The following is a 23,430-nucleotide window of genomic DNA, read 5'->3' as shown; positions in this document are numbered from 1 at the left end:
TGATGATGAAAAATATGACAAGTCTCATGAAAGTGGAAATCATTCAGATGAAACGGCAAGCAGTCTACTACTTGCTATCCATCGGACTTCCAAGTGTGTTTTACCTTATATTTTCTGGTATGATGTCAGGATCAGATGTTCCAGAAATTGTTCTTAAAGCCTATCTTTTTGCCATGACGCTCTTTAGTATCATGTCAAGCGCCTTTTTCAGTATCCCTAGCACACTCGAGTCTGACAAGACGAATAACTGGCAAAAATTGCTTCAACATTCTCCTGTATCTATGGTAGAATATTATGTATCAAAACTGTTCAGTACTCTGCTGACTTTCTTGTTATCAATTATAGTTGTCTTTTCGGTTGGTCATTTTGTCCGTGGAGTGACTCTGCCTTGGCTTGATTGGTTGGTGATTGGAGTTGTTTTGCTGGTCGGAAGCGTGGTCTTTATCAGCATGGGGGTATTGGTGAGCTTGCTTCCCAGCGCCCAACTGATGACGGTTATTGGAAATATTGCCTACATTGCTTTGGCTGTCCTCGGTGGACTCTGGTTCCCTTTGAGTTCCTTCCCAGAATGGCTCCAATCCATTGGAAAACTGACCCCAACCTATCAACTGATGCAGGTTGTCTCTACTTATTTGGAGCACCACGAGTTTAACATTCTTGCTGCCTTGGTTGTACTAGGTTATACAGTTTTCTTTGGTGTCTTGGTCATCCAACTGAAAAAACGGATCGAGGTAAAATAAATCTATGTTGGAAAAATTAAAAAACACTCATTATATGTTTCATATTTCAACAGTGTTTATCATCTTTCCTATAGCGGGTGTCATTGTTGGAGAGTACCCGCTTTTAACCTTGTTATGGACTCTACTATTTGTCCTAGCTTTCTATTCGGTTTTAGTCAGTCAGAATCGCACCGTGCAGTGGCTGGCTTGGTGGATCATGCTTGCCTACATTTTTTACAGTTCCGTCTGGCTGAATGGGAGCTTCGCTTGGTTTATCTTTTATTTATCAAACCTCCTCATTTACCAACTGGATGAGATATCTTTTCACTCTTGGCGTTTTGTCAGTTTTATTGTCTTGCAACCCTTGATTTTGACAGGGATTTATATGGTCGATCAAGTTAGTCCCTGGCAACTCCTCTTTTTCTTGGTGACTTTTGTCTTTTCTGATGCCTTGACTTTTGGTCTCTATCGAATTCGTATAGCAGAAGAGTTAAAAGAAGAAAAGATGAAACAAAATGCCAAGCTTAATCTTTTCTTGGCTGAAAATGAACGCAGTCGTATCGGTCAGGACCTCCATGACAGCCTAGGCCATACTTTTGCCATGTTGAGTGTGAAGACGGACCTTGCCCTCCAGCTTCTCCAAATGCAGGCCTATCCTCAAGTGGAAAAAGAATTAAAAGAAATTCATCAGATCAGTAAAGAATCCATGAATGAAGTTCGTACAATTATCGAAAATCTTAAAACAAGAACCCTTGCTTCCGAATTTGCGACTGTTAAAAAAATGCTGGAAATTGCAGGAATTGAAACGGAAATCAATCACCAACTAGATACAGCTAGCCTAACTCAGGAGTTAGAATCAACGGCCTCCATGATTTTACTTGAGTTAGTGACCAACATCATCAAACATGCCAAAGCATCGAAAGCCTACTTAAAATTAGAACGAACAGAGAAAGAACTCATTCTAACAGTGAGAGATAATGGCTGTGGATTTGCTTCTCTAAAAGGGGATGAGCTCCATACCGTTCGAGACCGTGTCCTTCCATTTTCAGGAGAAGTAAAGGTGATCAGTCAAAAGCAGCCTACTGAAGTGCAGGTTCGGCTACCTTATAAGGAGAGAAACTAAGATGAAACTACTTGTTGCAGAAGATCAAAGTATGTTGCGAGATGCTATGTGCCAGTTGCTTACCTTTCAACCAGATGTAGAGTCTGTCCTACAAGCCAAGGATGGCCAAGAAGCAATCCAACTTTTAGAAAAAGAGTCTGTGGATATCGCCATTCTTGACGTAGAAATGCCTGTTAAGACAGGCCTCGAAGTCTTGGAGTGGATACGAGCAGAAAAGCTAGAAACAAAGGTAGTTGTGGTGACGACCTTCAAACGTCCCGGATATTTTGAACGTGCGGTCAAGGCTGGAGTGGATGCTTATGTCTTGAAAGAAAGAAGCATTGCAGACCTCATGCAAACCTTGCACACTGTTCTCGAAGGACGCAAGGAATATTCGCCTGAATTGATGGAAGTGGTGATGACGCACCCTAACCCGTTAACAGAACAAGAAATCGCTGTTTTAAAGGGGATTGCTCAGGGCTTGTCTAATCAAGAAATCGCGGATCAGCTTTATCTATCAAATGGAACCGTCCGAAACTATGTCACCAATATTCTTTCGAAACTAGATGCTGGTAATCGAACAGAGGCAGCCAACATTGCAAAAGAATCTGGTTGGCTTTGATAACAACTCAAATGATTGCTAAATTGAAGGAAATCCATACTAGACAGGAGGAGGCAAATTGCCTCTTTTTCTGGTTTAGAAAAGCGGGGAAAGCTAGTGTCAAAGAGTTAAAAGATCAGAATAAAAATGAAAAATATCTTGACAATGAAGGGAAAATTGTGTTACAATAATAGACGGTACTTTTTACTTTTGGTCTCTCAAAAGTGTACAGGGACGTGCTGACAAATGTTGCAAAAGTACACACAGATGGTAGCTGTCACCAAGTGTATCATCACCAAAAATAAAAAACACAGGAGAATGTAGATGCCTACAATTAACCAATTGGTTCGCAAACCGCGTAAATCAAAAGTAGAAAAATCTAAATCACCAGCTTTGAACGTTGGTTACAACAGTCATAAAAAAGTTCAAACAAACGTTTCTTCACCACAAAAACGTGGTGTTGCAACTCGTGTTGGAACAATGACACCTAAAAAACCTAACTCTGCCCTTCGTAAATTCGCTCGTGTACGTTTGAGTAACCTTATCGAAGTTACTGCCTATATCCCAGGTATCGGACACAACTTGCAAGAACACAGCGTGGTGCTTCTTCGTGGTGGACGTGTAAAAGACCTTCCAGGGGTACGTTACCATATCGTCCGTGGTGCACTTGATACTGCAGGTGTTAACGATCGTAAACAAGGCCGTTCTAAATACGGTACTAAACGTCCAAAAGCATAAGGAAAGGGGATAAAGAGAAATGAGTCGTAAAAATAGAGCTCCAAAACGTGACGTATTGCCAGATCCGCTTTACAATTCACAACTAGTTACTCGTCTTATCAACCGCGTTATGCTTGATGGTAAACGTGGTACAGCTGCTTCAATCGTTTACGGTGCTTTTGAGCAAATCAAAGAAGCTACTGGCAACGATGCACTTGAAGTATTTGAAACAGCTATGGAAAACATCATGCCTGTACTTGAAGTACGTGCACGTCGTGTTGGTGGATCTAACTACCAAGTCCCAGTTGAAGTTCGTCCAGAACGCCGTACAACACTTGGACTTCGTTGGTTGGTAACTATTGCTCGCCTTCGCGGTGAACACACAATGCAAGACCGTCTTGCAAAAGAAATCTTGGATGCTGCTAACAATACTGGTGCAGCAGTTAAGAAACGTGAAGACACTCACCGTATGGCTGAAGCTAACCGTGCCTTTGCACACTTCCGTTGGTAATAAAATGATACTAAGAGCGGTAAAGGCCCAAGGCAAAAATAGGAAACTGATGCAGTGTTCCGTGAACACAAAGCAGTTTATCTTTTTTGCACCGGGCCTCGCTCGGGTTCAAATCAGCTAACTTGAGCTTTTAGCCCGAGTTCAATTCAACTTGTCTACAAGTTGAAACCAACAAAAACAAGATAAACATTAAGAACGGGTAGGTCCTGCCTATCCGTTTTTATTAAAATCGTGTTATAATAGAATAGAAATCAAAAATAAATAGGAGAAACAAACCTCATGGCACGCGAATTTTCACTTGAAAAAACTCGTAATATCGGTATCATGGCTCACGTCGATGCCGGTAAAACAACAACTACTGAGCGTATTCTTTACTACACTGGTAAAATCCACAAAATCGGTGAAACTCACGAAGGTGCGTCACAAATGGACTGGATGGAGCAAGAGCAAGAACGTGGTATCACTATCACATCTGCTGCGACAACAGCTCAATGGAACAACCACCGTGTAAACATCATCGACACACCGGGGCACGTGGACTTCACAATTGAAGTACAACGTTCTCTTCGTGTATTGGACGGTGCAGTTACTGTTCTTGACTCACAATCAGGTGTTGAGCCTCAAACTGAAACAGTTTGGCGTCAAGCAACTGAGTATGGAGTTCCACGTATCGTATTTGCTAACAAAATGGACAAAATCGGTGCTGACTTCCTTTACTCAGTAAGCACACTTCACGACCGTCTTCAAGCGAATGCACACCCAATCCAATTGCCAATCGGTGCTGAAGATGATTTCCGTGGTATCATCGACTTGATCAAGATGAAAGCTGAAATCTATACAAACGACCTTGGTACAGATATCCTTGAAGAGGATATTCCAGCTGAATACCTTGAACAAGCTCAAGAATACCGTGAAAAATTGATCGAAGCAGTTGCTGAAACTGATGAAGATTTGATGATGAAATACCTCGAAGGTGAAGAAATCACTAACGAAGAATTGAAAGCGGGTATCCGTAAAGCTACTATCAATGTTGAATTCTTCCCAGTATTGTGTGGTTCTGCCTTCAAAAACAAAGGTGTTCAATTGATGCTTGATGCGGTTATCGACTACCTTCCAAGCCCGCTTGACATCCCAGCAATCAAAGGTGTTAACCCAGATACAGATGAAGAAGAAACTCGTCCAGCATCTGATGAAGAGCCATTTGCAGCTCTTGCCTTCAAGATCATGACAGACCCATTCGTAGGTCGTTTGACATTCTTCCGTGTTTACTCAGGTGTTCTTCAATCAGGTTCATACGTATTGAATACTTCTAAAGGTAAACGTGAACGTATCGGACGTATCCTTCAAATGCACGCTAACAGCCGTAAAGAAATCGACACTGTTTACTCAGGTGATATCGCTGCTGCCGTTGGTTTGAAAGATACGACAACTGGTGACTCATTGACTGATGAAAAAGCTAAAATCATCCTTGAATCAATCGACGTTCCAGAACCAGTTATCCAATTGATGGTTGAGCCAAAATCTAAAGCAGACCAAGACAAGATGGGTATCGCTCTTCAAAAATTGGCTGAAGAAGATCCAACATTCCGCGTTGAAACAAACGTTGAAACTGGTGAAACAGTTATCTCTGGTATGGGTGAGCTTCACCTTGACGTCCTTGTTGACCGTATGCGTCGTGAGTTTAAAGTTGAAGCGAACGTAGGTGCTCCTCAAGTATCTTACCGTGAAACATTCCGCGCTTCTACTCAAGCACGTGGATTCTTCAAACGTCAGTCTGGTGGTAAAGGTCAATTCGGTGATGTATGGATTGAATTTACTCCAAACGAAGAAGGTAAAGGATTCGAATTTGAAAACGCAATCGTCGGTGGTGTGGTTCCTCGTGAATTTATCCCAGCGGTTGAAAAAGGTCTTGTAGAAGCAATGGCTAACGGTGTTCTTGCAGGTTACCCAATTGTTGACGTTAAAGCTAAACTTTACGATGGTTCATACCACGATGTCGACTCATCTGAAACTGCCTTCAAGATTGCTGCATCTCTTGCACTTAAAGAAGCTGCTAAGACTGCACAACCAGCTATCCTTGAACCAATGATGCTTGTAACAATCACTGTTCCAGAAGAAAACCTTGGTGATGTTATGGGTCACGTAACTGCTCGTCGTGGACGTGTAGATGGTATGGAAGCACACGGTAACAGCCAAATCGTTCGTGCTTACGTTCCACTTGCTGAAATGTTCGGTTACGCAACAGTTCTTCGTTCTGCATCTCAAGGACGTGGTACATTCATGATGGTATTTGACCACTATGAAGATGTACCTAAGTCAGTACAAGAAGAAATCATTAAGAAAAACAAAGGTGAAGAATAATCTGTCTTCGCAATAGAAGGAAGTCACTTAGTAGCTTCCTTTTTTATTACCTTTATTTCACACAGATTTGCTGGATATATTATGGAAATTTAGGAATTAAATGAAAATCTTGCCAACTTCCATCCCATATACGAAGAAATTAGACTGATTTAATAAATGAAAGCAAGGAAAAGTTCCTTATTTTGATGATATGTTAATAAAAATGATAAAAAAGTTCATAAATACACTTTTAGATAGAAAATTCAGAAAATTGCTTCTTTTGTCTTGAAAATTTTTGAAAAAATGGTATGATAGTAACAAGCTATTTTTAAGAGAAGAGAAAGGGGAACAATGGAGAAAATCAGTTTAGAATCTCCTAAGACGGGGTCGGATCTAGTTTTGGAAACACTTCGTGATTTAGGAATTGATACCATATTTGGCTATCCTGGTGGTGCAGTCTTACCTTTGTATGATGCGATATACAATTTTAAAGGCATTCGTCACATTTTAGGACGCCATGAGCAAGGTTGTTTGCACGAAGCTGAAGGATATGCCAAATCAACTGGAAAGTTGGGTGTTGCTGTCGTCACGAGTGGACCAGGAGCTACAAATGCCATTACAGGGATTGCAGATGCCATGAGCGATAGCGTTCCCCTTTTGGTCTTTACGGGTCAGGTGGCGCGAGCAGGGATTGGGAAGGATGCCTTTCAGGAGGCGGATATTGTCGGTATTACCATGCCCATTACCAAGTACAATTACCAAGTTCGTGAGACAGCTGATATTCCTCGTATCATTACGGAAGCTGTCCATATCGCGACCACAGGTCGTCCAGGTCCAGTCGTGATTGACTTGCCTAAGGATGTATCTGCTCTTGAAACAGACTTCATCTATTCACCCGAAGTGAATTTGCCAAGTTATCAACCGACTCTAGAGCCAAATGACATGCAAATCAAGAAAATTTTGAAGCAATTGTCAAAAGCCAAGAAGCCTGTTTTATTGGCAGGTGGTGGAGTTAGTTATGCAGAAGCAGCTACAGAACTCAATGAATTTGCTGAACGTTACCAAATCCCAGTAGTGACCAGTCTTTTGGGGCAAGGTACGATTGCAACGAGTCATCCCCTCTTCCTAGGGATGGGAGGCATGCACGGTTCTTTCGCGGCCAACATTGCAATGACTGAAGCGGACTTTATGATTAGTATTGGTTGCCGTTTCGATGACCGATTGACTGGAAATCCCAAGACCTTCGCGAAGAATGCTAAGGTTGCTCACATTGATATTGACCCAGCTGAGATTGGTAAGATTATCAGTGCAGATATTCCTGTGGTGGGGGATGCTAAGAAAGCCTTGCAGATGTTGTTGGCAGAGCCAACTGTTCATAACAATACTGAGAAATGGATTGAAAAAGTCACCAAGGACAAGAATCGAGTCCGTTCTTATGATAAGAAAGAACGTGTGGTTCAACCGCAGGCCGTTATTGAATGCATCGGTGAGTTGACGAATGGAGATGCCATTGTTGTAACTGATGTTGGTCAACACCAAATGTGGACGGCTCAGTATTATCCTTACCAAAATGAGCGCCAGTTAGTCACTTCAGGTGGTTTGGGTACCATGGGATTCGGAGTTCCTGCAGCTATCGGAGCTAAGATTGCCAATCCGGAAAAAGAGGTCATCCTTTTTGTCGGTGATGGTGGTTTCCAAATGACCAACCAAGAGCTAGCAATCCTAAACATCTACAAGGTGCCGATTAAGGTTGTCATGTTGAATAACCACTCACTAGGAATGGTTCGTCAGTGGCAGGAATCCTTCTATGAGGGTAGAACTTCAGAATCAGTCTTTGATACACTTCCTGACTTCCAGCTGATGGCACAGGCTTACGGCATCAAAAACTATAAATTTGATAATCCAGAGACGATAGAGAAGAATCTAGAAGTCATTCTGGAGGATGTGCCCATGTTTATCGAGGTGGATATTTCTCGTAAGGAACAGGTCTTACCGATGGTACCAGCTGGTAAGAGTAATCATGAGATGTTGGGGGTGAAGTTCCATGCGTAGAATGTTAACAGCAAAACTACAAAATCGTTCAGGAGTTTTGAATCGTTTTACAGGTGTCCTTTCACGTCGTCAAGTCAATATTGAGAGTATCTCAGTTGGTGCGACAGAGAATCCTGATGTATCACGGATTACCATCATTATCGATGTAGCTTCACACGATGAAGTAGAGCAAATCATTAAACAGCTCAATCGTCAGATTGATGTGATTCGCATTCGAGATATCACAGATAAACCACACTTGGAAAGAGAAGTTATCTTGGTGAAGGTATCTGCTCCTGCTGAAAAGCGTGCAGAAATCTTGGCCATTATCCAACCTTTCCGTGCAACGGTAGTAGATGTGGCTCCAAGCTCCATCACTATTCAGATGACTGGAAATGCTGAAAAGAGTGAAGCTTTATTGCGAGTGATTCGACCATATGGTATTAAAAATATCGCTCGTACGGGTGCAACTGGATTTACCCGCGACTAATACTCTTAGATTTTCAATGAGTATAAAATCCAGCATAAATTTGTTTAACCGGCCTATAAGGCAATAAAAAATAGAAAAGAGAGAAAAAACTATGGCAGTTCAAATGGAATACGAAAAAGATGTTAAAGTAGCAGCACTTGACGGTAAAAAAATCGCCGTAATCGGTTATGGTTCACAAGGACATGCGCATGCGCAAAACTTGCGTGATTCAGGTCGCGATGTCATCATCGGTGTACGTCCTGGTAAATCTTTTGACAAAGCAAAAGAAGATGGATTTGACACTTATACAGTAGCAGAAGCCACTAAATTGGCTGACGTTATCATGATTTTGGCACCAGACGAAATCCAACAAGAATTGTACGAAGCAGAAATCGCTCCAAACTTGGAAGCTGGAAATGCAGTTGGATTTGCCCATGGTTTTAACATCCACTTTGAATTTATCAAAGTTCCTGCAGATGTAGATGTCTTCATGTGTGCTCCTAAAGGGCCAGGACACTTGGTACGTCGTACTTACGAAGAAGGTTTTGGTGTTCCAGCTCTTTATGCAGTATACCAAGACGCTACGGGAAATGCGAAAAATATTGCTATGGACTGGTGTAAAGGTGTTGGAGCAGCTCGTGTTGGTTTGCTTGAAACAACTTACAAAGAAGAAACTGAAGAAGATTTGTTTGGTGAACAAGCCGTACTTTGTGGTGGTTTGACTGCCCTTATTGAAGCAGGCTTTGAAGTCTTGACAGAAGCAGGATACGCCCCAGAATTGGCTTACTTTGAAGTTCTTCATGAAATGAAATTGATCGTTGACTTGATCTATGAAGGTGGATTCAAGAAAATGCGTCAATCAATTTCTAACACTGCTGAATACGGTGACTATGTATCAGGTCCACGTGTGATTACTGAGCAAGTTAAAGAAAATATGAAAGCTGTCTTGGCAGATATCCAAAATGGTAAATTTGCAAATGACTTTGTAAATGACTACAAGGCTGGACGTCCAAAATTGACTGCTTACCGTGAACAAGCAGCGAACCTTGAAATTGAAAAAGTTGGTGCAGAATTGCGTAAAGCAATGCCTTTCGTTGGTAAAAACGACGATGATGCATTCAAAATCTATAACTAATTGATAGAAATTAAGGTGAAGGCGAGTTGGGGGACTAACTCGCTTTTTATCTTAAAAAGTATTTGAGGAGGGGACAATGCTAAGTGCAAAAGACGTGGTGAAAGCTCACAAAGTATTGAGTGGTGTAGTAGTCAATACTCCGCTTGATTATGACCATTATTTATCGGAGAAGTATGGTGCTAAGATTTATTTGAAGAAGGAGAATGCCCAGCGTGTTCGTTCCTTTAAGATTCGCGGAGCCTATTATGCCATTTCTCAACTATCAAAAGAAGAACGTGAGCGTGGTGTAGTCTGTGCCTCTGCGGGAAATCACGCTCAAGGCGTCGCCTATACTTGTAATGAGATGAAGATTCCTGCAACCATCTTTATGCCCATCACAACACCGCAACAAAAGATTGGACAGGTCCGCTTTTTTGGTGGAGACTTCGTGACCATTAAACTAGTTGGAGATACCTTTGATGCCTCAGCTAAAGCAGCTCAAGAATTTACAGTTTCTGAAAATCGTACCTTTATTGATCCCTTTGATGATGCTCATGTCCAAGCAGGTCAAGGGACTGTCGCTTATGAAATTCTTGAAGAAGCTCGTAAAGAGTCTATCGATTTTGATACAGTACTTGTACCAGTAGGCGGTGGCGGATTGATTGCTGGTGTTTCTACTTATATTAAGGAAACCAATCCGACTATTGAAGTGATCGGGGTAGAAGCTAATGGGGCCCGCTCTATGAAAGCTGCCTTTGAAGCTGGAGGACCAGTTAAACTCAAAGAAATCGACAAATTTGCTGATGGTATAGCTGTGCAGAAAGTTGGACAACTAACCTATGAAGCGACCTGTCAGAATGTTGAAACGCTGATTGGGGTGGACGAGGGCTTGATTTCTGAAACCTTGATTGATCTTTATTCCAAACAAGGAATTGTAGCAGAACCAGCCGGAGCTGCCAGCGTTGCAGCCTTGGAAGTTTTATCAGACTATATCAAAGGCAAGACGATCTGCTGTATCATTTCTGGAGGAAATAACGATATCAACCGTATGCCAGAGATGGAAGAACGTGCCTTGATTTACGATGGAATCAAGCATTACTTTGTAGTGAATTTCCCACAACGTCCAGGAGCTCTCCGAGAGTTTGTAAATGACATTTTGGGGCCAAATGATGACATCACTCGTTTTGAATATATCAAACGAGCAAGCAAGGGGACAGGCCCTGTATTGATTGGGGTAGCTCTTGCCAATAAGCATGATTATGCTGGATTGATTCATCGAATGGAAAAGTTCGACCCGTCTTATATTAATTTGAATGGAAATGAAACATTGTATAACATGTTAGTTTAAACTAAAATAAAATTATTATCATATTATTTGCGTAATGATAACGATGGTGTTATAATGAGGTTGATGAAAGGGGGAGATTCCCATGGTTTTACAAATTTTACTTGTTGTATTGATTTTAGTGGTGATTGCATCAGTGATTACGATTAGTTCTGTATATGTGGTACGACAACAATCTGTCGCTATTATAGAACGCTTTGGTAAATACCAAAAGTTGAGCAATAGTGGTATTCATTTGCGGGCTCCCTTTGGGATTGATAGAATTGCAGCAAGAGTACAACTACGCTTGTTGCAGAGTGAAATCGTTGTAGAGACAAAGACGCAAGATAATGTATTTGTAACGATGAATGTGGCAACTCAGTATCGAGTGAATGAAAATAATGTCACAGATGCTTATTATAAATTGATGCGTCCAGAAGCCCAAATCAAATCCTATATTGAAGATGCTTTGCGTTCATCTGTACCAAAGCTAACCCTAGATGAGTTGTTTGAGAAGAAGGATGAAATCGCCTTAGAAGTTCAAAAACAAGTGGCTGAAGAAATGTCTACGTATGGGTATATCATTGTCAAAACGCTGATTACTAAGGTTGAACCTGATGCTGAAGTAAAACAATCAATGAATGAAATTAACGCGGCTCAACGTAAGAGAGTTGCGGCGCAAGAGCTTGCTGAAGCAGATAAGATTAAGATCGTGACCGCAGCAGAAGCAGAAGCAGAAAAAGATCGCCTACATGGTGTAGGGATTGCAGAACAGCGTAAAGCGATTGTTGACGGACTGGCTGATTCTATCAAAGAGTTAAAGGGAGCTAATGTTGAGCTGACTGAAGAACAAATCATGTCTATCCTATTAACGAACCAGTATTTAGATACGTTGAATAATTTTGCAGAAAAAGAAGGTAATAATACAATCTTCCTACCAGCAAATCCTAATGGAGTTGAGGATATAAGAACTCATATATTATCGGCTTTAAAAGCCAAATAAAAATATGCAGAATAATATAGTTGTGACGAATATATGTTTTTTTATTGACAGATGAAATAAAAACGTATACAATTAAGAATTGTAAAGAATAATTCAGGAGAAGAACATGGTTAAGTCAAACTTTGAAAAGGTAGAAGCAGTTGTTGGCTGGGTTCGTGATAAGAAGATTACAGGATACCGTATCTCTAAAGAAACGAATGCGCGTGAAATGTCTATCATTGCCCTAGCACAAGGACGCGCAAAAGTTAAAAATATTTCATTTGAAACAGCTCTTAGTTTAATCGATTTCTATGAAAAAAATCATGAAAAATTTGAAGATTGAACTGTGGTCACAGGCAGATTCCTGAATCGAGTCTGCCTTTTCTTTACAATTACAAACTAAAAAGACTGCATTCTTTATGCAGTCTTTATTTATTAATTGAGATAACGCTGAAGGAATTCTTTTGTCCGTTCTTCTTTAGGGTTCGTGAAGAGTTCTTCAGGTTTACCTTCTTCTGCAATGACTCCCTTGTCCATGAAGATGACACGATGGGAGACATCGCGAGCAAATTCCATTTCGTGGGTTACAACAATCATGGTCAAGCCTTCTTGAGCTAGGTCCTGCATAATTTTGAGGACTTCCCCGACCATTTCGGGGTCAAGGGCAGATGTAGGTTCGTCAAAGAGAATGGCGTCAGGATTCATGGAGAGTGCACGAGCGATAGCTACACGTTGCTTTTGTCCACCTGAAAGTTGTTTAGGCTTGGCTTGCCAGTAACGTTCTCCCATACCAACTTTTTCGAGATTCTCTTTGGCAATTTTTTCAGCTTCAGAGTGGTCGCGTTTGAGTACAGTCGTTTGGGCAACGATAGTATTTTCAAGGACATTCAGATTTTCAAAGAGATTGAAAGATTGGAAAACCATACCGAGCTTTTCACGATAATGGGTGAGGTTATAGCCTTTTTCCAGGACATTTTCTCCGCGATAGAGAATCTCTCCTCCTGTAGGTGTTTCGAGTAAATTGATTGAACGAAGGAAGGTTGATTTTCCGCTTCCCGAGCTTCCGATGATGGAAATAACCTCTCCTTTATGGACGGTGAGAGAAATGTCTTTTAGCACTTCGTTTTGCCCATAGGATTTTTTTAGGTGTTTGATTTCAAGGATTGGTTGTGTCATTTTTTCAAATCCCCCGTTTGCATTTGGTTAGCACCTGTAGTGTAAGTGTCCATGTCCATATAGCGTTCGATAAAACGTAGGATACGGGTCACAGTGAAGGTGAGGACAAAGTAAATCACTGCAATGATGGTAAAGGTCTGGAAGTATTGATAGGTTTGCGTCGCTACAGTATTTCCTGAGAAATAAAGCTCGACAACTGAAATAACGTTCAATACAGAGGTATCTTTGATATTGATGACAAACTCATTACCAGTAGCAGGTAGAATATTACGGACAACCTGAGGAAGGACAATCTTACGCATGGTTTGATTGTGGGTCATACCAAGAGCGGTTGCAGCTTCGAACTGTCCCTTGTCAACTGCTAGAATACCACCACGAACGATTTCTGTCATGTAGGCACCCGTGTTGATTGAGACGATGAAAATGGCTGCAAGTGTCCGGTCAAGGTTGATTCCGAAAGCTTGAGCAGTTCCATAGTAGATAACCATGGATTGAACAATCATCGGTGTACCACGGAAGATTTCAATATAGACATTGAGAATCCAACCGACTAGTTTTTGTAGGCTGTAAATGGCTTTGTTTTCAGAGAGAGGAGCCGTACGGAAGACACCAATGGCAAGACCGATAATGAGACCTACGATAGTTCCGATGATTGAGATTAAAAGAGTGACACCTGCGCCGCGCACGAGCTGTTGCCAGTTTTCAGAAAGAATTTTAGCAACTTGGCTGAAGAAATTACTGCTACTTTCTTCAGTTGTTGTGGCTTCGGCAGGTTGCTCCTGAATCATACGATCCATCAGAGCAACTTGTTCATCTTTGGAGATGGTTTCAATACTCGCATTGATTTGGCTGATGCGGCTGTCATCTTTACGAAGTCCAATGGCAATAGCTGTATCTTCTTCGCCAGTTTTGAAACCGGGTTCTACTTGGACCATCTTGAACTTAGAGTTAGCGGCTTCAGCAGTCAGTGCTTCAGGGCGTTCCGAAACATAGGCATCAATAACACCGGCTTCCAGAGCTTGACGCATTTGAGCGAAGTCGCCCATAGCTGTTTCTTTTTTGGCACCTGGAATTTGAGAAATCAAATCATAAAGGTAAACACCTTGTTGAGAAGTGATTTTTGCTCCGCTAAAATCTTCCAAAGATTTGGCATTTGCATAGGCAGAGTCCTTTTTAACCAATAGAACTGGCTCGCTAGTATAGTAACTGTTTGAAAAGGCAATTTCTTGTTTACGTTCAGCGGTTGGGCTCATACCGGCAATGATCATATCGATTTTGCCAGAAGTAAGGGCTGGAACAAGTCCTTCCCACTTGGTTTTCACGACCAAAGGTTCCTTACCTAGATCTTTGGCAATCTTTTTAGCGATTTGAACATCATAGCCGTTGGCATATTGGTTGGTACCGTCGATTTTGACAGCACCATTACTATCGTCGTCTTGGGTCCAGTTGAAGGGAGCGTAAGCTGCTTCCATCCCGATGCGTAAATATTCGTCGGCTTGGACTTGGCTAACCAGTCCTAATGTAAGGGCTAGGCTAGCAAGAATAGATAAGCATAATTTTTTCATGTTTTCTCCTATTTCTAGTCTAAAAATGACTTCTCTCTATTGTATCTAAAAATGGTGAGATTTTCAATACAAGTAAGCCTTTACTTATAAAAAATGATATAATGGTGAAAAGATTGAAAGGGAATCGATTATGAAAAAAAGATGGCTGGTGACTTTGGTATTTGCTTGTTTATTATTTATACCGAGCTTAGTTTTTGCAGTAGACTTTGATATTTTATCCTATCAGGGTGATTTGAATATTCATGCAGATAATACTGCAATTTTTAAGGAAACAATCACCTACCGTTTTGGAGATGATTATAATGGCCAGCTAGTTGGACTAGGAAAAGCTGGGAAAATGCCAGAGGGATTTGACATTGATCCGGACCCGACCGTTCAAGTGTCTAAAAATGGGCAAATTATTCAAAATGTTTCCTTCTATACTATGGAGGAAGAGGACGGCTACAAGGTAAAAATTTACAATGCTGGATATGCCGGGGATACTGTTCGGGTGACGGTTACCTGGAAACTAACAAATCTTCTCTTCTTATATCAGGATATCGCTGAGCTAAATTGGCAACCCTTGACAGATAGTTCTGGAGATATTAAAGAGTTTGAGTTCAAGGTCAGCTCTGAAAATCCAGCAGAGAAACTCTATTTCCATACAGGAAAACTCTTTAAGGAAGCTAGTGTCAAAAAGGTAAATGATTTCTACCAGGTCAAGATGAAAGATCTTCCGAGAAATCGTCAGGTGGAACTACATGCTTACTGGCCGAGAAGTGCTTTTTCAGAAGCTCCAGATCAAGGATTGGTATCTGATAACCTCATTTGGTTTAAAAGAGTTGAGCTTGAAATAGCAAGTGAAAAAGCTTCGGACAAGATTGTGATGATGTGGCTTATTCCAATTGTTTTGACGGTTCTTCTGTTTGTCGGTTTAATCTTTTATAAACGTTTCAAAAAAGAAATTAGTCCCAAGAAGAAATTTGCTAAGAACCATCGTCTCTATGAGCCACCTATGGATTGGCCGCCAATGGTTTTAGCAGAGAGTGTATATTCCTTATCACTGAGCGAAATGAAACCGGGAGCAAAAGGATTTGGTCGTTTTACATTTGAACGAGTCATTCAGGCTACTTTGCTGGATCTAGTAGATAGAGGGCATTTGGCTATTAAGAAAGGGGAAAAAGAGCCAATTCTTAAAATCATAAATGAAAGTGGATTGGCAAATTTTGAGAAGGAATGTCTGACACTCTGCTTTTCAGATAAGAAAGAGTTAGCGATTTCGGATCTGTTTTCAGATTATCAGGTTTCACCAAGTATTTATCGTGGAGTTTCTAAAAAGGATGCAAAGCAGGTTCAGGAGATAGGAAAGCAGCTGAAACGTTCGTTTGATAGACGCATCTCTAACATTGAAAAGCGCGTCAAAGACAAGGTGCATGCGTTGCGTATTCCAAATTATTACCGTCCTTTGAGTACGGGTGAGAAGAAACTATCTCTGGCTATGTGGATTGGATTAATTGGTTCAGCCGTAGGGAGCTGGCTATTCTTCTACTGTAGTTGGAACACGTATGGTTTTGTTTCGTTCTACCTCCTCTTTTTGGGATTACTTGCTTCCATTATTTTAGTGCTAATTTATGTTGTAACATACGGGTATTATGATAATGGCGTCTTGACAGATGAAGGGGCAGAGGTTTACTATCACTGGAAGAGTTTTGAAAACATGCTTCGCAATATCGCCCGTCTAGACAAGGCTGAGTTGGAGAGTATCGTCCTTTGGAATCGCCTTCTGGTCTATGCGACTCTTTTTGGTTATGCCAAGAAGGTCAGCCAGTTAATGAAAGTTCGGCAAATCCATCTTGAGAATCCAGACTTGGACAGTTACATTGTCTATGGCTGGCATACGCAACTTCATACCTATACTGGACAGATGAAATACTATGCAGCGGTCGCAAATACAGCAAGCAATTACTCCGTCTCTTCTGGAAGTGGTTCTTCAGGTGGAGGATTCTCAGGAGGCGGAGGCGGTGGTAGCATCGGTGCTTTCTAAAAAATCTATCGCAACATCCGAAATTATGCTATAATAGAGGACAGAAAAAGGAGTAATACATGTATCTTATTGAAATTTTGAAGTCGATCTTTTTTGGGATTGTTGAAGGAATTACAGAATGGTTGCCCATTTCAAGTACTGGTCACTTAATCTTGGTTGAAGAATTTGTACAATACAAGGACCAAAATGAAGCCTTCATGTCAATGTTTAATGTTGTCATTCAGCTCGGCGCTATCTTAGCGGTTATGGTGATTTACTTTAACAAGCTTAATCCTTTCAAACCTGGTAAAAATAAGGTAGAAGTCCGTCGAACTTGGCAATTGTGGTCAAAAGTCCTCGTTGCGACCTTGCCTTTATTGTTAGTCTTTAAGCTGGATGATTGGTTTGACACTCATTTTCATAATATGGTATCAGTTGCTATTATGTTGATTATCTATGGGGTTGCCTTTATCTATCTTGAAAAACGGAACAAGGCGCAAGCTATTGAACCAACAGTTACAGAACTTGAAAAGCTTCCCTACAAGACAGCTCTCTATATCGGACTTTTCCAAGTCCTCGCCCTCTTCCCAGGAACGAGCCGTTCAGGTGCAACTATCGTTGGTGGTTTGTTGAATGGAACAAGTCGCTCTGTCGTAACAGAGTTTACCTTCTATCTCGGAATTCCTGTTATGTTTGGGGCTAGTGCTTTAAAGATTTTTAAATTTATAAAAGCAGGTCAACTTTTGAGTTTTGGACAACTATTCCTGCTTTTGGTTGCTATGGGTGTTGCCTTCGCGGTCAGCATGGTTGCTATTCGCTTCTTGACTGGCTATGTGAAGAAGCACGACTTTACCCTCTTTGGTAAATACCGTATCGTACTCGGTAGTGTCTTGTTGCTCTATAGTTTTGTGCGTTTATTTGTATAAGAAAAAGCTTGAGGGAATCTTCCTTCAAGCTTTTTAAAATCCTGTTACTGTGACTCCTAGTAAACGGATGCCTTTTTCTTTTTCAGCTAGTTCTTCGTAGAGTTGAAGGGCAGTTTGAGAAATCTGACTAGCGTCCTGTGTTGCTTTTGGGAGGCTTTTTCGTCTAGTTAGAGTGGAAAAGTCAGCATATCGTATTTTGAGGATAATGATTTTTCCAGCTTTGTCCTGCGTGCTGAGATTGAGAGCTACCTTTTCGGAGAGAAGAGTCAGCTCTTTTTTGATGTCTTCTTCTACTTGCAGGATTTTTCCGTAGGTTTTTTCCTTGCCAATGGACTTGCGAATACGATTGGCCTTGACCGGTGAATTATGAATGCCCCTAGCCTTTCGATAAAGATCAAAACCAAGTCTACCAAACCGATCGATTAAAGTGACTTCAGAAACAGCCAATAAGTCTTCACCAGTATAAATGCCCATTTCATGAAGCCGTTCAACTGTTTTTTTGCCCACACCGTGAAATTTAGCAATGTCCATTTGTTTGAGAAAATCCTCAGCCTGATCTGGGAGGATGACTGTTAAACCATGTGGTTTTTGATAGTCACTAGCCATTTTAGCTAAGAATTTGTTATAAGAGACGCCTGCAGAAGCAGTCAGGTGTAGTTCCTGCCAGATATCTTGTTGGATGAGGCGGGCTATTTTGACAGCTGACTTGATACCGAGTTTATTTTCCGTTACATCCAAGTATGCCTCGTCAATACTCATAGGTTCAATCAAATCAGTGTAGCGTTTAAAAATAGCACGAATCTCAAGTCCCACAGTCTTATACTTTTCATAATTTCCTGAGATAAAGATAGCTTGGGGACAGCGCTCATAAGCTTCTTTAGAGCTCATGGCTGAATGAACACCAAAAGCTCGCGCCTCATAGCTACAGGTAGAAACGACACCACGTCCACCTGTTTGTCTGGGGTCACTCCCGATGATGACAGGTTTGCCCTTTAACTTAGGATTATCTCTGATTTCCACCGCAGCAAAAAAGGCATCCATGTCGATATGGATGATTTTTCTAGACAAATCATTAATCAATGGAAATATGAGCATTTAGCTTCCTTTCTAGCCGTATTTTCTTTCTCATTATACCGTTTTTTCTGAAAAAATGGAAAAGAGTAGTCTAACTTTCAAAAATATAATACAGATAATATCAAAAAACAGCCTGTATTATAAAAGAAAGCGCTAAAAAGGCTGTTTTCTCCTTGTTGAAATCGGTTACTGTGTGGTATACTTGACTTATGAATGTAACAGATAGTTGTTACTAGAAAGAAAAATGAGGACATTAACATGGTTGTTAAGACAGTTGTTGAAGCACAAGATATTTTTGATAAAGCTTGGGAAGGCTTCAAAGGCGTAGATTGGAAAGAAAAAGCAAGTATTTCTCGCTTCGTTCAAGCTAACTATACACCTTACGATGGAGATGAAAGTTTCCTTGCTGGACCAACAGAACGTTCACTTCACATCAAAAAAATTGTAGAAGAAACAAAAGCACATTACGAAGAAACTCGTTTCCCAATGGACACTCGTCCAACATCTATTGCTGATATTCCTGCTGGATTTATCGACAAAGAAAACGAATTGATTTTTGGTATCCAAAACGATGAACTCTTCAAATTGAACTTCATGCCAAAAGGTGGTATCCGTATGGCTGAAACTACTTTAAAAGAAAATGGATACGAACCAGATCCAGCTGTTCACGAAATCTTCACAAAATACGTAACAACAGTTAACGACGGTATTTTCCGTGCTTACACTTCAAATATCCGTCGTGCTCGTCACGCTCACACTGTAACTGGTCTTCCAGATGCTTACTCACGTGGACGTATCATCGGTGTTTACGCACGTCTTGCTCTTTACGGTGCAGACTACTTGATGCAAGAAAAAGTAAACGACTGGAATGCAATTAAAGAAATTGATGAAGAAACAATCCGTCTTCGCGAAGAAGTAAACCTTCAATACCAAGCATTGCAACAAGTTGTTCGCTTGGGTGACCTTTACGGTGTTGACGTTCGCAAACCAGCGATGAACGTCAAAGAAGCTATCCAATGGGTGAACATCGCCTTCATGGCTGTCTGCCGTGTTATCAACGGTGCTGCAACATCTCTAGGACGTGTGCCAATCGTACTCGATATCTTTGCAGAACGTGACCTTGCTCGTGGTACATTTACTGAATCAGAAATCCAAGAATTCGTTGATGATTTCGTTATGAAACTTCGTACAGTTAAATTTGCTCGTACAAAAGCTTATGACCAATTGTACTCAGGTGACCCAACCTTCATCACAACTTCTATGGCTGGTATGGGTAACGACGGTCGTCACCGTGTTACTAAGATGGACTACCGTTTCTTGAATACTCTTGACAATATCGGTAACTCTCCAGAACCAAACTTGACAGTTCTTTGGACTGACAAATTACCTTATAGCTTCCGTCGTTACTGTATGCACATGAGCCACAAACACTCTTCAATCCAATATGAAGGTGTTACAACAATGGCTAAAGACGGATACGGTGAAATGAGCTGTATCTCATGTTGTGTATCTCCACTTGACCCAGAAAATGAAGAACAACGTCACAACATCCAGTACTTCGGTGCTCGTGTTAACGTATTGAAAGCCCTTCTTACTGGTTTGAACGGTGGTTACGACGATGTTCACAAAGACTACAAGGTATTTGACATCGAACCAATCCGTGACGAAGTTCTTGAATTCGAATCAGTTAAAGCTAACTTTGAAAAATCTCTTGACTGGTTGACTGACACTTACGTAGATGCTTTGAACATCATCCACTACATGACTGATAAGTACAACTACGAAGCTGTTCAAATGGCCTTCTTGCCAACTAAACAACGTGCAAACATGGGATTCGGTATCTGTGGATTTGCCAACACTGTTGATACATTGTCAGCAATCAAATACGCTACAGTTAAACCAATCCGTGACGAAAATGGCTACATCTACGATTACGAAACAATCGGTGAATACCCACGTTGGGGTGAAGATGATCCACGCTCAAACGAATTGGCAGAATGGTTGATTGAAGCTTACACAACTCGTCTACGTAGCCACAAACTCTACAAGAACGCAGAAGCCACAGTATCACTTTTGACCATCACATCTAACGTTGCTTACTCTAAACAAACTGGTAACTCACCAGTCCACAAAGGCGTATACCTCAACGAAGATGGTTCTGTGAACTTGTCTAAACTTGAATTCTTCTCACCAGGTGCTAACCCATCTAACAAAGCTAAAGGTGGATGGTTGCAAAACTTGAACTCACTTGCTAGCCTTGACTTTGGTTACGCAGCTGATGGTATCTCATTGACAACTCAAGTTTCACCTCGTGCTCTTGGTAAAACTCGTGACGAACAAGTGGACAACTTGGTAACAATCCTTGATGGTTACTTCGAAAACGGTGGACAACACTGTAACTTGAACGTAATGGACTTGAAAGATGTTTATGACAAGATTATGAATGGCGAAGATGTCATCGTTCGTATCTCAGGATACTGTGTAAACACTAAATACCTCACTCCAGAACAAAAAACTGAATTGACACAACGTGTCTTCCACGAAGTTCTTTCAATGGATGACGCATTGAGCTAAGATTCAATTAGAATGGAAAGAAAGCTAGTCTATAGGACTGGCTTTCTTCTATATCTAAAAGATAAATTTTCGACATATCATATGAAAAATACTGAGAGATTTTGTTAATTCTGGTGACAATGTGTTGAAATTCGAGAGAGTAATATAATAAAATCTTATAAAAATATATTTTCTAGTTATTAAACTTGAATAGATTGTATTGAGATGTTATAATATAATGGATAAACTCTAGTTAGTGATAGGGATTGTCAAAATGGTATGATGTAATCTCTTAGGGAGATTAGAAATAAAAATTTCATATAGAAAAGAGGAGAAGAGATGTCGAAAAGCAAAGCGTTAAACATGCTTCCTAAATTTTCTGCGTTAGCTTTTGCTATTTTAGGCCTAGCATCTGTTTTGATAGGCATTGTTAAAGCAGATAATCCTGTTTCAAAAGAATTGACACAAGTAATTACAGGTATTGATCTGTTAGATGCTTCAGATACTAAGCAAAATGTGAGTTCAGAAGGAGATTTCTCGCTTCGTACGAATTTAGCATATAAGCTTCGCGTGACGTTCGATCTCAAGCAGTACAATGAGAACTTGAATAACGGGGATTATTTTACTTTTGATATTCCGGCTCCCATGACGGTTTATAATGGTAATCAGGAGTTGATTGATCCGGTTACTCAAGTAGCTATAGGAGAGGCAGTAGTCACATCAAATGGTAATGACCAAGGTGGCAAGGCAAAGATAACCTTGAAGAACCTGGATAAATACTTGGCTAAAACTGGAGGAGACAAAGTAAAGGATGTATTTGGTAACTTTTCTGCATCATTTAGATTCTTAAAGGATCAAAATAAAACTCCAATTAATTTTAATTCTTCTTCAATGAAGCAAGAAATTAAACATGTTTATAGTTCGAAAACGATTTCAGGTCCTAAAGTTGGGACTGAGAACTATGCAAAGGCAGGGGGTCAGGCATCACGTGACAATTGGACTTCTGAAAAATTAGCAGCTATTGGATCAGTTAGCAAAGGAGATGCTGTTTCAAACTGGAGGGTACGTGTAAATACGGAAAAACAAGATTTTGGACAGAACATTGTTCTACACGATACGATTCCAAACGACGATACATCCTATACTCCCGCTCAATACATACCAGAAACTTTGAGAGTTTACAGGGCGGATATTACTGGTGGAACGTCCGCTGTTCCTGATGATGCTGTATTATTATCTGAGGGAAAAGAATATACGGTTGATTGGAATGAAAACTATACTTCATTTGATATAACCTTTAAAGATGGAACGACATCTTACTTTGTTACTTACAGTACTACCACTCCGAATGATGGTACGAAAGTAGCAAATATCGTAGCTTTGTCTCTTGCGGACGGAACAAAACTTGCACAAAATACAAGTCGCCCAGGTGCGCTTAGCATGAAAGCGGAAGCAACATCTTTGATTTCTGGTACCATTGTAGCATCTACAGCTTACCAAATTAAGATTAATAAGACAGACGCGTTCACTCTTACACCTGTTCAAGGAGCAGTTTATACTGTGACAGCAGCAGATGATGCAAGTGAAACAACAGAAGTGACTACGAATGAAAAAGGAGTAGCGCTTACTAAAACTTATGATCAGAAATGGGAAGGTAAAACGTTCAAGATCAAAGAGAAGACTGCTCCAGCTGGCTATAAGCTAGATGAAAAAGAGTATACAGTCAAACTCGGAGCAGCAGGTTCTACGATCAACCTTAAGGACGAACCTGTTCCAGCTGTGTTCAATGTAACAGCTAAGAAAGTGGTAGAAGGTCGTACAGATAAACTTCCAAAAGCGGATGAGTTTACCTTTAACCTATATACAGCAGAGAACTTGAAGACTCCAGTAGCCACAGCGAAATCAAAAGCTGATGGAACGATTACCTTTGAGAATATCGAGTTGAAAGGTGCGGGAACTTACCACTACGTCATCAAAGAAGATACATCAACAGCAATCAATGGTATCACTTTTGATGAAGAAGGTAAGGAAGTTACTGTAACAGCAGCATTCCAAGGTGGAGTATTGACAGCTTCTGTTACTTCAGCAGAACCAACTTTCACTAACACTTATAAAGCCGCTTCAACAAGCGCGACAATCAAGGCTAAGAAAGTCTTGAATGGTAAAGAGCTTGTGGCAGACGCTTATACTTTCGAATTGAAAGAAAAAGATGCGGTTGTAGCAG

Annotated in this window: 19 protein-coding genes; 16 read left to right on the top strand and 3 right to left on the bottom strand. The window is 40.7% G+C overall.

What is annotated here, in order from left to right:
- Positions 1-5: 5 nt before the first annotated feature.
- The 12 genes from KZX55_RS04500 to KZX55_RS04445 all read left to right on the top strand — a co-directional run bounded on the left by KZX55_RS04500 (position 6) and on the right by KZX55_RS04445 (position 12,253).
- The gene (locus KZX55_RS04500) at positions 6-740 is read left to right on the top strand and encodes an ABC transporter permease (protein WP_033605883.1); all 735 of its coding nucleotides are present in this window, start codon (positions 6-8) and stop codon (positions 738-740) included.
- A 4-nt stretch (positions 741-744) separates the two neighbouring features.
- On the top strand, positions 745-1,842 hold the full coding sequence (locus KZX55_RS04495) for a sensor histidine kinase (RefSeq protein WP_109289631.1): 1,098 nt from the start codon (positions 745-747) through the stop codon (positions 1,840-1,842).
- Between the two features lies 1 nt (position 1,843).
- Positions 1,844-2,443, top strand: coding sequence for a response regulator transcription factor (locus tag KZX55_RS04490; protein WP_000772065.1), 600 nt, complete (start codon positions 1,844-1,846; stop codon positions 2,441-2,443).
- 303 nt (positions 2,444-2,746) lie between these two features.
- Positions 2,747-3,160 (top strand): 30S ribosomal protein S12, encoded by a 414-nt coding sequence (gene rpsL / locus KZX55_RS04485; protein ID WP_001142332.1) that lies wholly within the window; start codon positions 2,747-2,749, stop codon positions 3,158-3,160.
- 19 nt (positions 3,161-3,179) lie between these two features.
- Positions 3,180-3,650 (top strand): 30S ribosomal protein S7, encoded by a 471-nt coding sequence (rpsG, locus tag KZX55_RS04480; protein WP_000087873.1) that lies wholly within the window; start codon positions 3,180-3,182, stop codon positions 3,648-3,650.
- Between the two features lie 279 nt (positions 3,651-3,929).
- Positions 3,930-6,011 (top strand): elongation factor G, encoded by a 2,082-nt coding sequence (gene fusA, locus KZX55_RS04475; protein WP_000090342.1) that lies wholly within the window; start codon positions 3,930-3,932, stop codon positions 6,009-6,011.
- Between the two features lie 330 nt (positions 6,012-6,341).
- Entirely contained in the window at positions 6,342-8,042 is a 1,701-nt protein-coding gene (locus KZX55_RS04470) for an acetolactate synthase large subunit (protein ID WP_248025088.1), read from the top strand.
- Entirely contained in the window at positions 8,035-8,511 is a 477-nt protein-coding gene (gene ilvN / locus KZX55_RS04465) for an acetolactate synthase small subunit (RefSeq protein WP_001253806.1), read from the top strand. The genes KZX55_RS04470 and ilvN overlap by 8 nt, the downstream gene beginning before the upstream one ends.
- Positions 8,512-8,602: 91 nt before the next feature.
- On the top strand, positions 8,603-9,625 hold the full coding sequence (gene ilvC, locus KZX55_RS04460) for a ketol-acid reductoisomerase (RefSeq protein ID WP_000290683.1): 1,023 nt from the start codon (positions 8,603-8,605) through the stop codon (positions 9,623-9,625).
- A gap of 76 nt (positions 9,626-9,701) precedes the next feature.
- Positions 9,702-10,952, top strand: a complete 1,251-nt coding sequence (ilvA, locus tag KZX55_RS04455) for a threonine ammonia-lyase IlvA (protein ID WP_033585759.1) — start codon at positions 9,702-9,704, stop codon at positions 10,950-10,952.
- A gap of 82 nt (positions 10,953-11,034) precedes the next feature.
- A complete protein-coding gene (locus tag KZX55_RS04450; protein ID WP_000244068.1) occupies positions 11,035-11,931 on the top strand; it encodes an SPFH domain-containing protein in 897 nt (298 codons plus the stop codon).
- A gap of 106 nt (positions 11,932-12,037) precedes the next feature.
- On the top strand, positions 12,038-12,253 hold the full coding sequence (locus KZX55_RS04445) for a hypothetical protein (RefSeq protein WP_000241003.1): 216 nt from the start codon (positions 12,038-12,040) through the stop codon (positions 12,251-12,253).
- A gap of 92 nt (positions 12,254-12,345) precedes the next feature.
- On the opposite strand, the gene KZX55_RS04440 is transcribed toward KZX55_RS04445, so the two are convergent.
- Together KZX55_RS04440 and KZX55_RS04435 are read right to left on the bottom strand one after the other, a co-directional pair.
- On the bottom strand, positions 12,346-13,086 hold the full coding sequence (locus KZX55_RS04440) for an amino acid ABC transporter ATP-binding protein (protein WP_000193355.1): 741 nt from the start codon (positions 13,084-13,086) through the stop codon (positions 12,346-12,348).
- A complete protein-coding gene (locus KZX55_RS04435) occupies positions 13,083-14,651 on the bottom strand; it encodes an ABC transporter substrate-binding protein/permease (RefSeq protein WP_248025079.1) in 1,569 nt (522 codons plus the stop codon). Before KZX55_RS04435 ends, KZX55_RS04440 begins: the two co-directional genes overlap by 4 nt.
- Before the next feature lie 130 nt (positions 14,652-14,781).
- Between KZX55_RS04435 and KZX55_RS04430 the strand changes: the two genes are divergently transcribed.
- A complete protein-coding gene (locus tag KZX55_RS04430) occupies positions 14,782-16,674 on the top strand; it encodes a DUF2207 domain-containing protein (RefSeq protein WP_045617699.1) in 1,893 nt (630 codons plus the stop codon).
- Between the two features lie 59 nt (positions 16,675-16,733).
- Positions 16,734-17,579 (top strand): undecaprenyl-diphosphate phosphatase, encoded by an 846-nt coding sequence (locus KZX55_RS04425; protein ID WP_000280786.1) that lies wholly within the window; start codon positions 16,734-16,736, stop codon positions 17,577-17,579.
- 33 nt (positions 17,580-17,612) lie between these two features.
- Here KZX55_RS04425 and dinB read toward each other — a convergent pair whose 3' ends face one another.
- A complete protein-coding gene (dinB, locus tag KZX55_RS04420) occupies positions 17,613-18,674 on the bottom strand; it encodes a DNA polymerase IV (RefSeq protein ID WP_084875903.1) in 1,062 nt (353 codons plus the stop codon).
- Between the two features lie 237 nt (positions 18,675-18,911).
- On the opposite strand from dinB, the gene pflB reads away from it, so the two are divergent.
- Positions 18,912-21,227: a formate C-acetyltransferase gene (gene pflB, locus KZX55_RS04415; RefSeq protein WP_000260616.1), complete on the top strand. Its 2,316-nt coding sequence runs from the start codon at positions 18,912-18,914 to the stop codon at positions 21,225-21,227.
- A 318-nt stretch (positions 21,228-21,545) separates the two neighbouring features.
- A partial coding sequence (locus KZX55_RS04410; RefSeq protein ID WP_248025071.1) for a Spy0128 family protein occupies positions 21,546-23,430 on the top strand: 1,885 nt, incomplete at its 3' end.

Origin of the sequence: Streptococcus halitosis (genome assembly GCF_023147855.1) — a bacterium.
In the GTDB taxonomy this organism is placed as follows: domain Bacteria; phylum Bacillota; class Bacilli; order Lactobacillales; family Streptococcaceae; genus Streptococcus; species Streptococcus halitosis_B.
The sequence above is the reverse complement of the archived record's forward strand: the minus strand, read 5'-3'. Positions and strand labels throughout refer to the sequence as shown.

Excerpts from the sequence above, each read along its gene's own strand:
- KZX55_RS04500 (WP_033605883.1), top strand. The coding sequence starts at position 6 with ATGAAAAATATGACAAGTCTCATGAAAGTGGAAATCATTCAGATGAAA.
- KZX55_RS04495 (WP_109289631.1), top strand. The coding sequence starts at position 745 with ATGTTGGAAAAATTAAAAAACACTCATTATATGTTTCATATTTCAACA.
- KZX55_RS04490 (WP_000772065.1), top strand. The coding sequence starts at position 1,844 with ATGAAACTACTTGTTGCAGAAGATCAAAGTATGTTGCGAGATGCTATG.
- rpsL (WP_001142332.1), top strand. The coding sequence starts at position 2,747 with ATGCCTACAATTAACCAATTGGTTCGCAAACCGCGTAAATCAAAAGTA.
- rpsG (WP_000087873.1), top strand. The coding sequence starts at position 3,180 with ATGAGTCGTAAAAATAGAGCTCCAAAACGTGACGTATTGCCAGATCCG.
- fusA (WP_000090342.1), top strand. The coding sequence starts at position 3,930 with ATGGCACGCGAATTTTCACTTGAAAAAACTCGTAATATCGGTATCATG.
- KZX55_RS04470 (WP_248025088.1), top strand. The coding sequence starts at position 6,342 with ATGGAGAAAATCAGTTTAGAATCTCCTAAGACGGGGTCGGATCTAGTT.
- ilvN (WP_001253806.1), top strand. The coding sequence starts at position 8,035 with ATGCGTAGAATGTTAACAGCAAAACTACAAAATCGTTCAGGAGTTTTG.
- ilvC (WP_000290683.1), top strand. The coding sequence starts at position 8,603 with ATGGCAGTTCAAATGGAATACGAAAAAGATGTTAAAGTAGCAGCACTT.
- ilvA (WP_033585759.1), top strand. The coding sequence starts at position 9,702 with ATGCTAAGTGCAAAAGACGTGGTGAAAGCTCACAAAGTATTGAGTGGT.
- KZX55_RS04450 (WP_000244068.1), top strand. The coding sequence starts at position 11,035 with ATGGTTTTACAAATTTTACTTGTTGTATTGATTTTAGTGGTGATTGCA.
- KZX55_RS04445 (WP_000241003.1), top strand. The coding sequence starts at position 12,038 with ATGGTTAAGTCAAACTTTGAAAAGGTAGAAGCAGTTGTTGGCTGGGTT.
- KZX55_RS04440 (WP_000193355.1), bottom strand. The coding sequence starts at position 13,086 with ATGACACAACCAATCCTTGAAATCAAACACCTAAAAAAATCCTATGGG.
- KZX55_RS04435 (WP_248025079.1), bottom strand. The coding sequence starts at position 14,651 with ATGAAAAAATTATGCTTATCTATTCTTGCTAGCCTAGCCCTTACATTA.
- KZX55_RS04430 (WP_045617699.1), top strand. The coding sequence starts at position 14,782 with ATGAAAAAAAGATGGCTGGTGACTTTGGTATTTGCTTGTTTATTATTT.
- KZX55_RS04425 (WP_000280786.1), top strand. The coding sequence starts at position 16,734 with ATGTATCTTATTGAAATTTTGAAGTCGATCTTTTTTGGGATTGTTGAA.
- dinB (WP_084875903.1), bottom strand. The coding sequence starts at position 18,674 with ATGCTCATATTTCCATTGATTAATGATTTGTCTAGAAAAATCATCCAT.
- pflB (WP_000260616.1), top strand. The coding sequence starts at position 18,912 with ATGGTTGTTAAGACAGTTGTTGAAGCACAAGATATTTTTGATAAAGCT.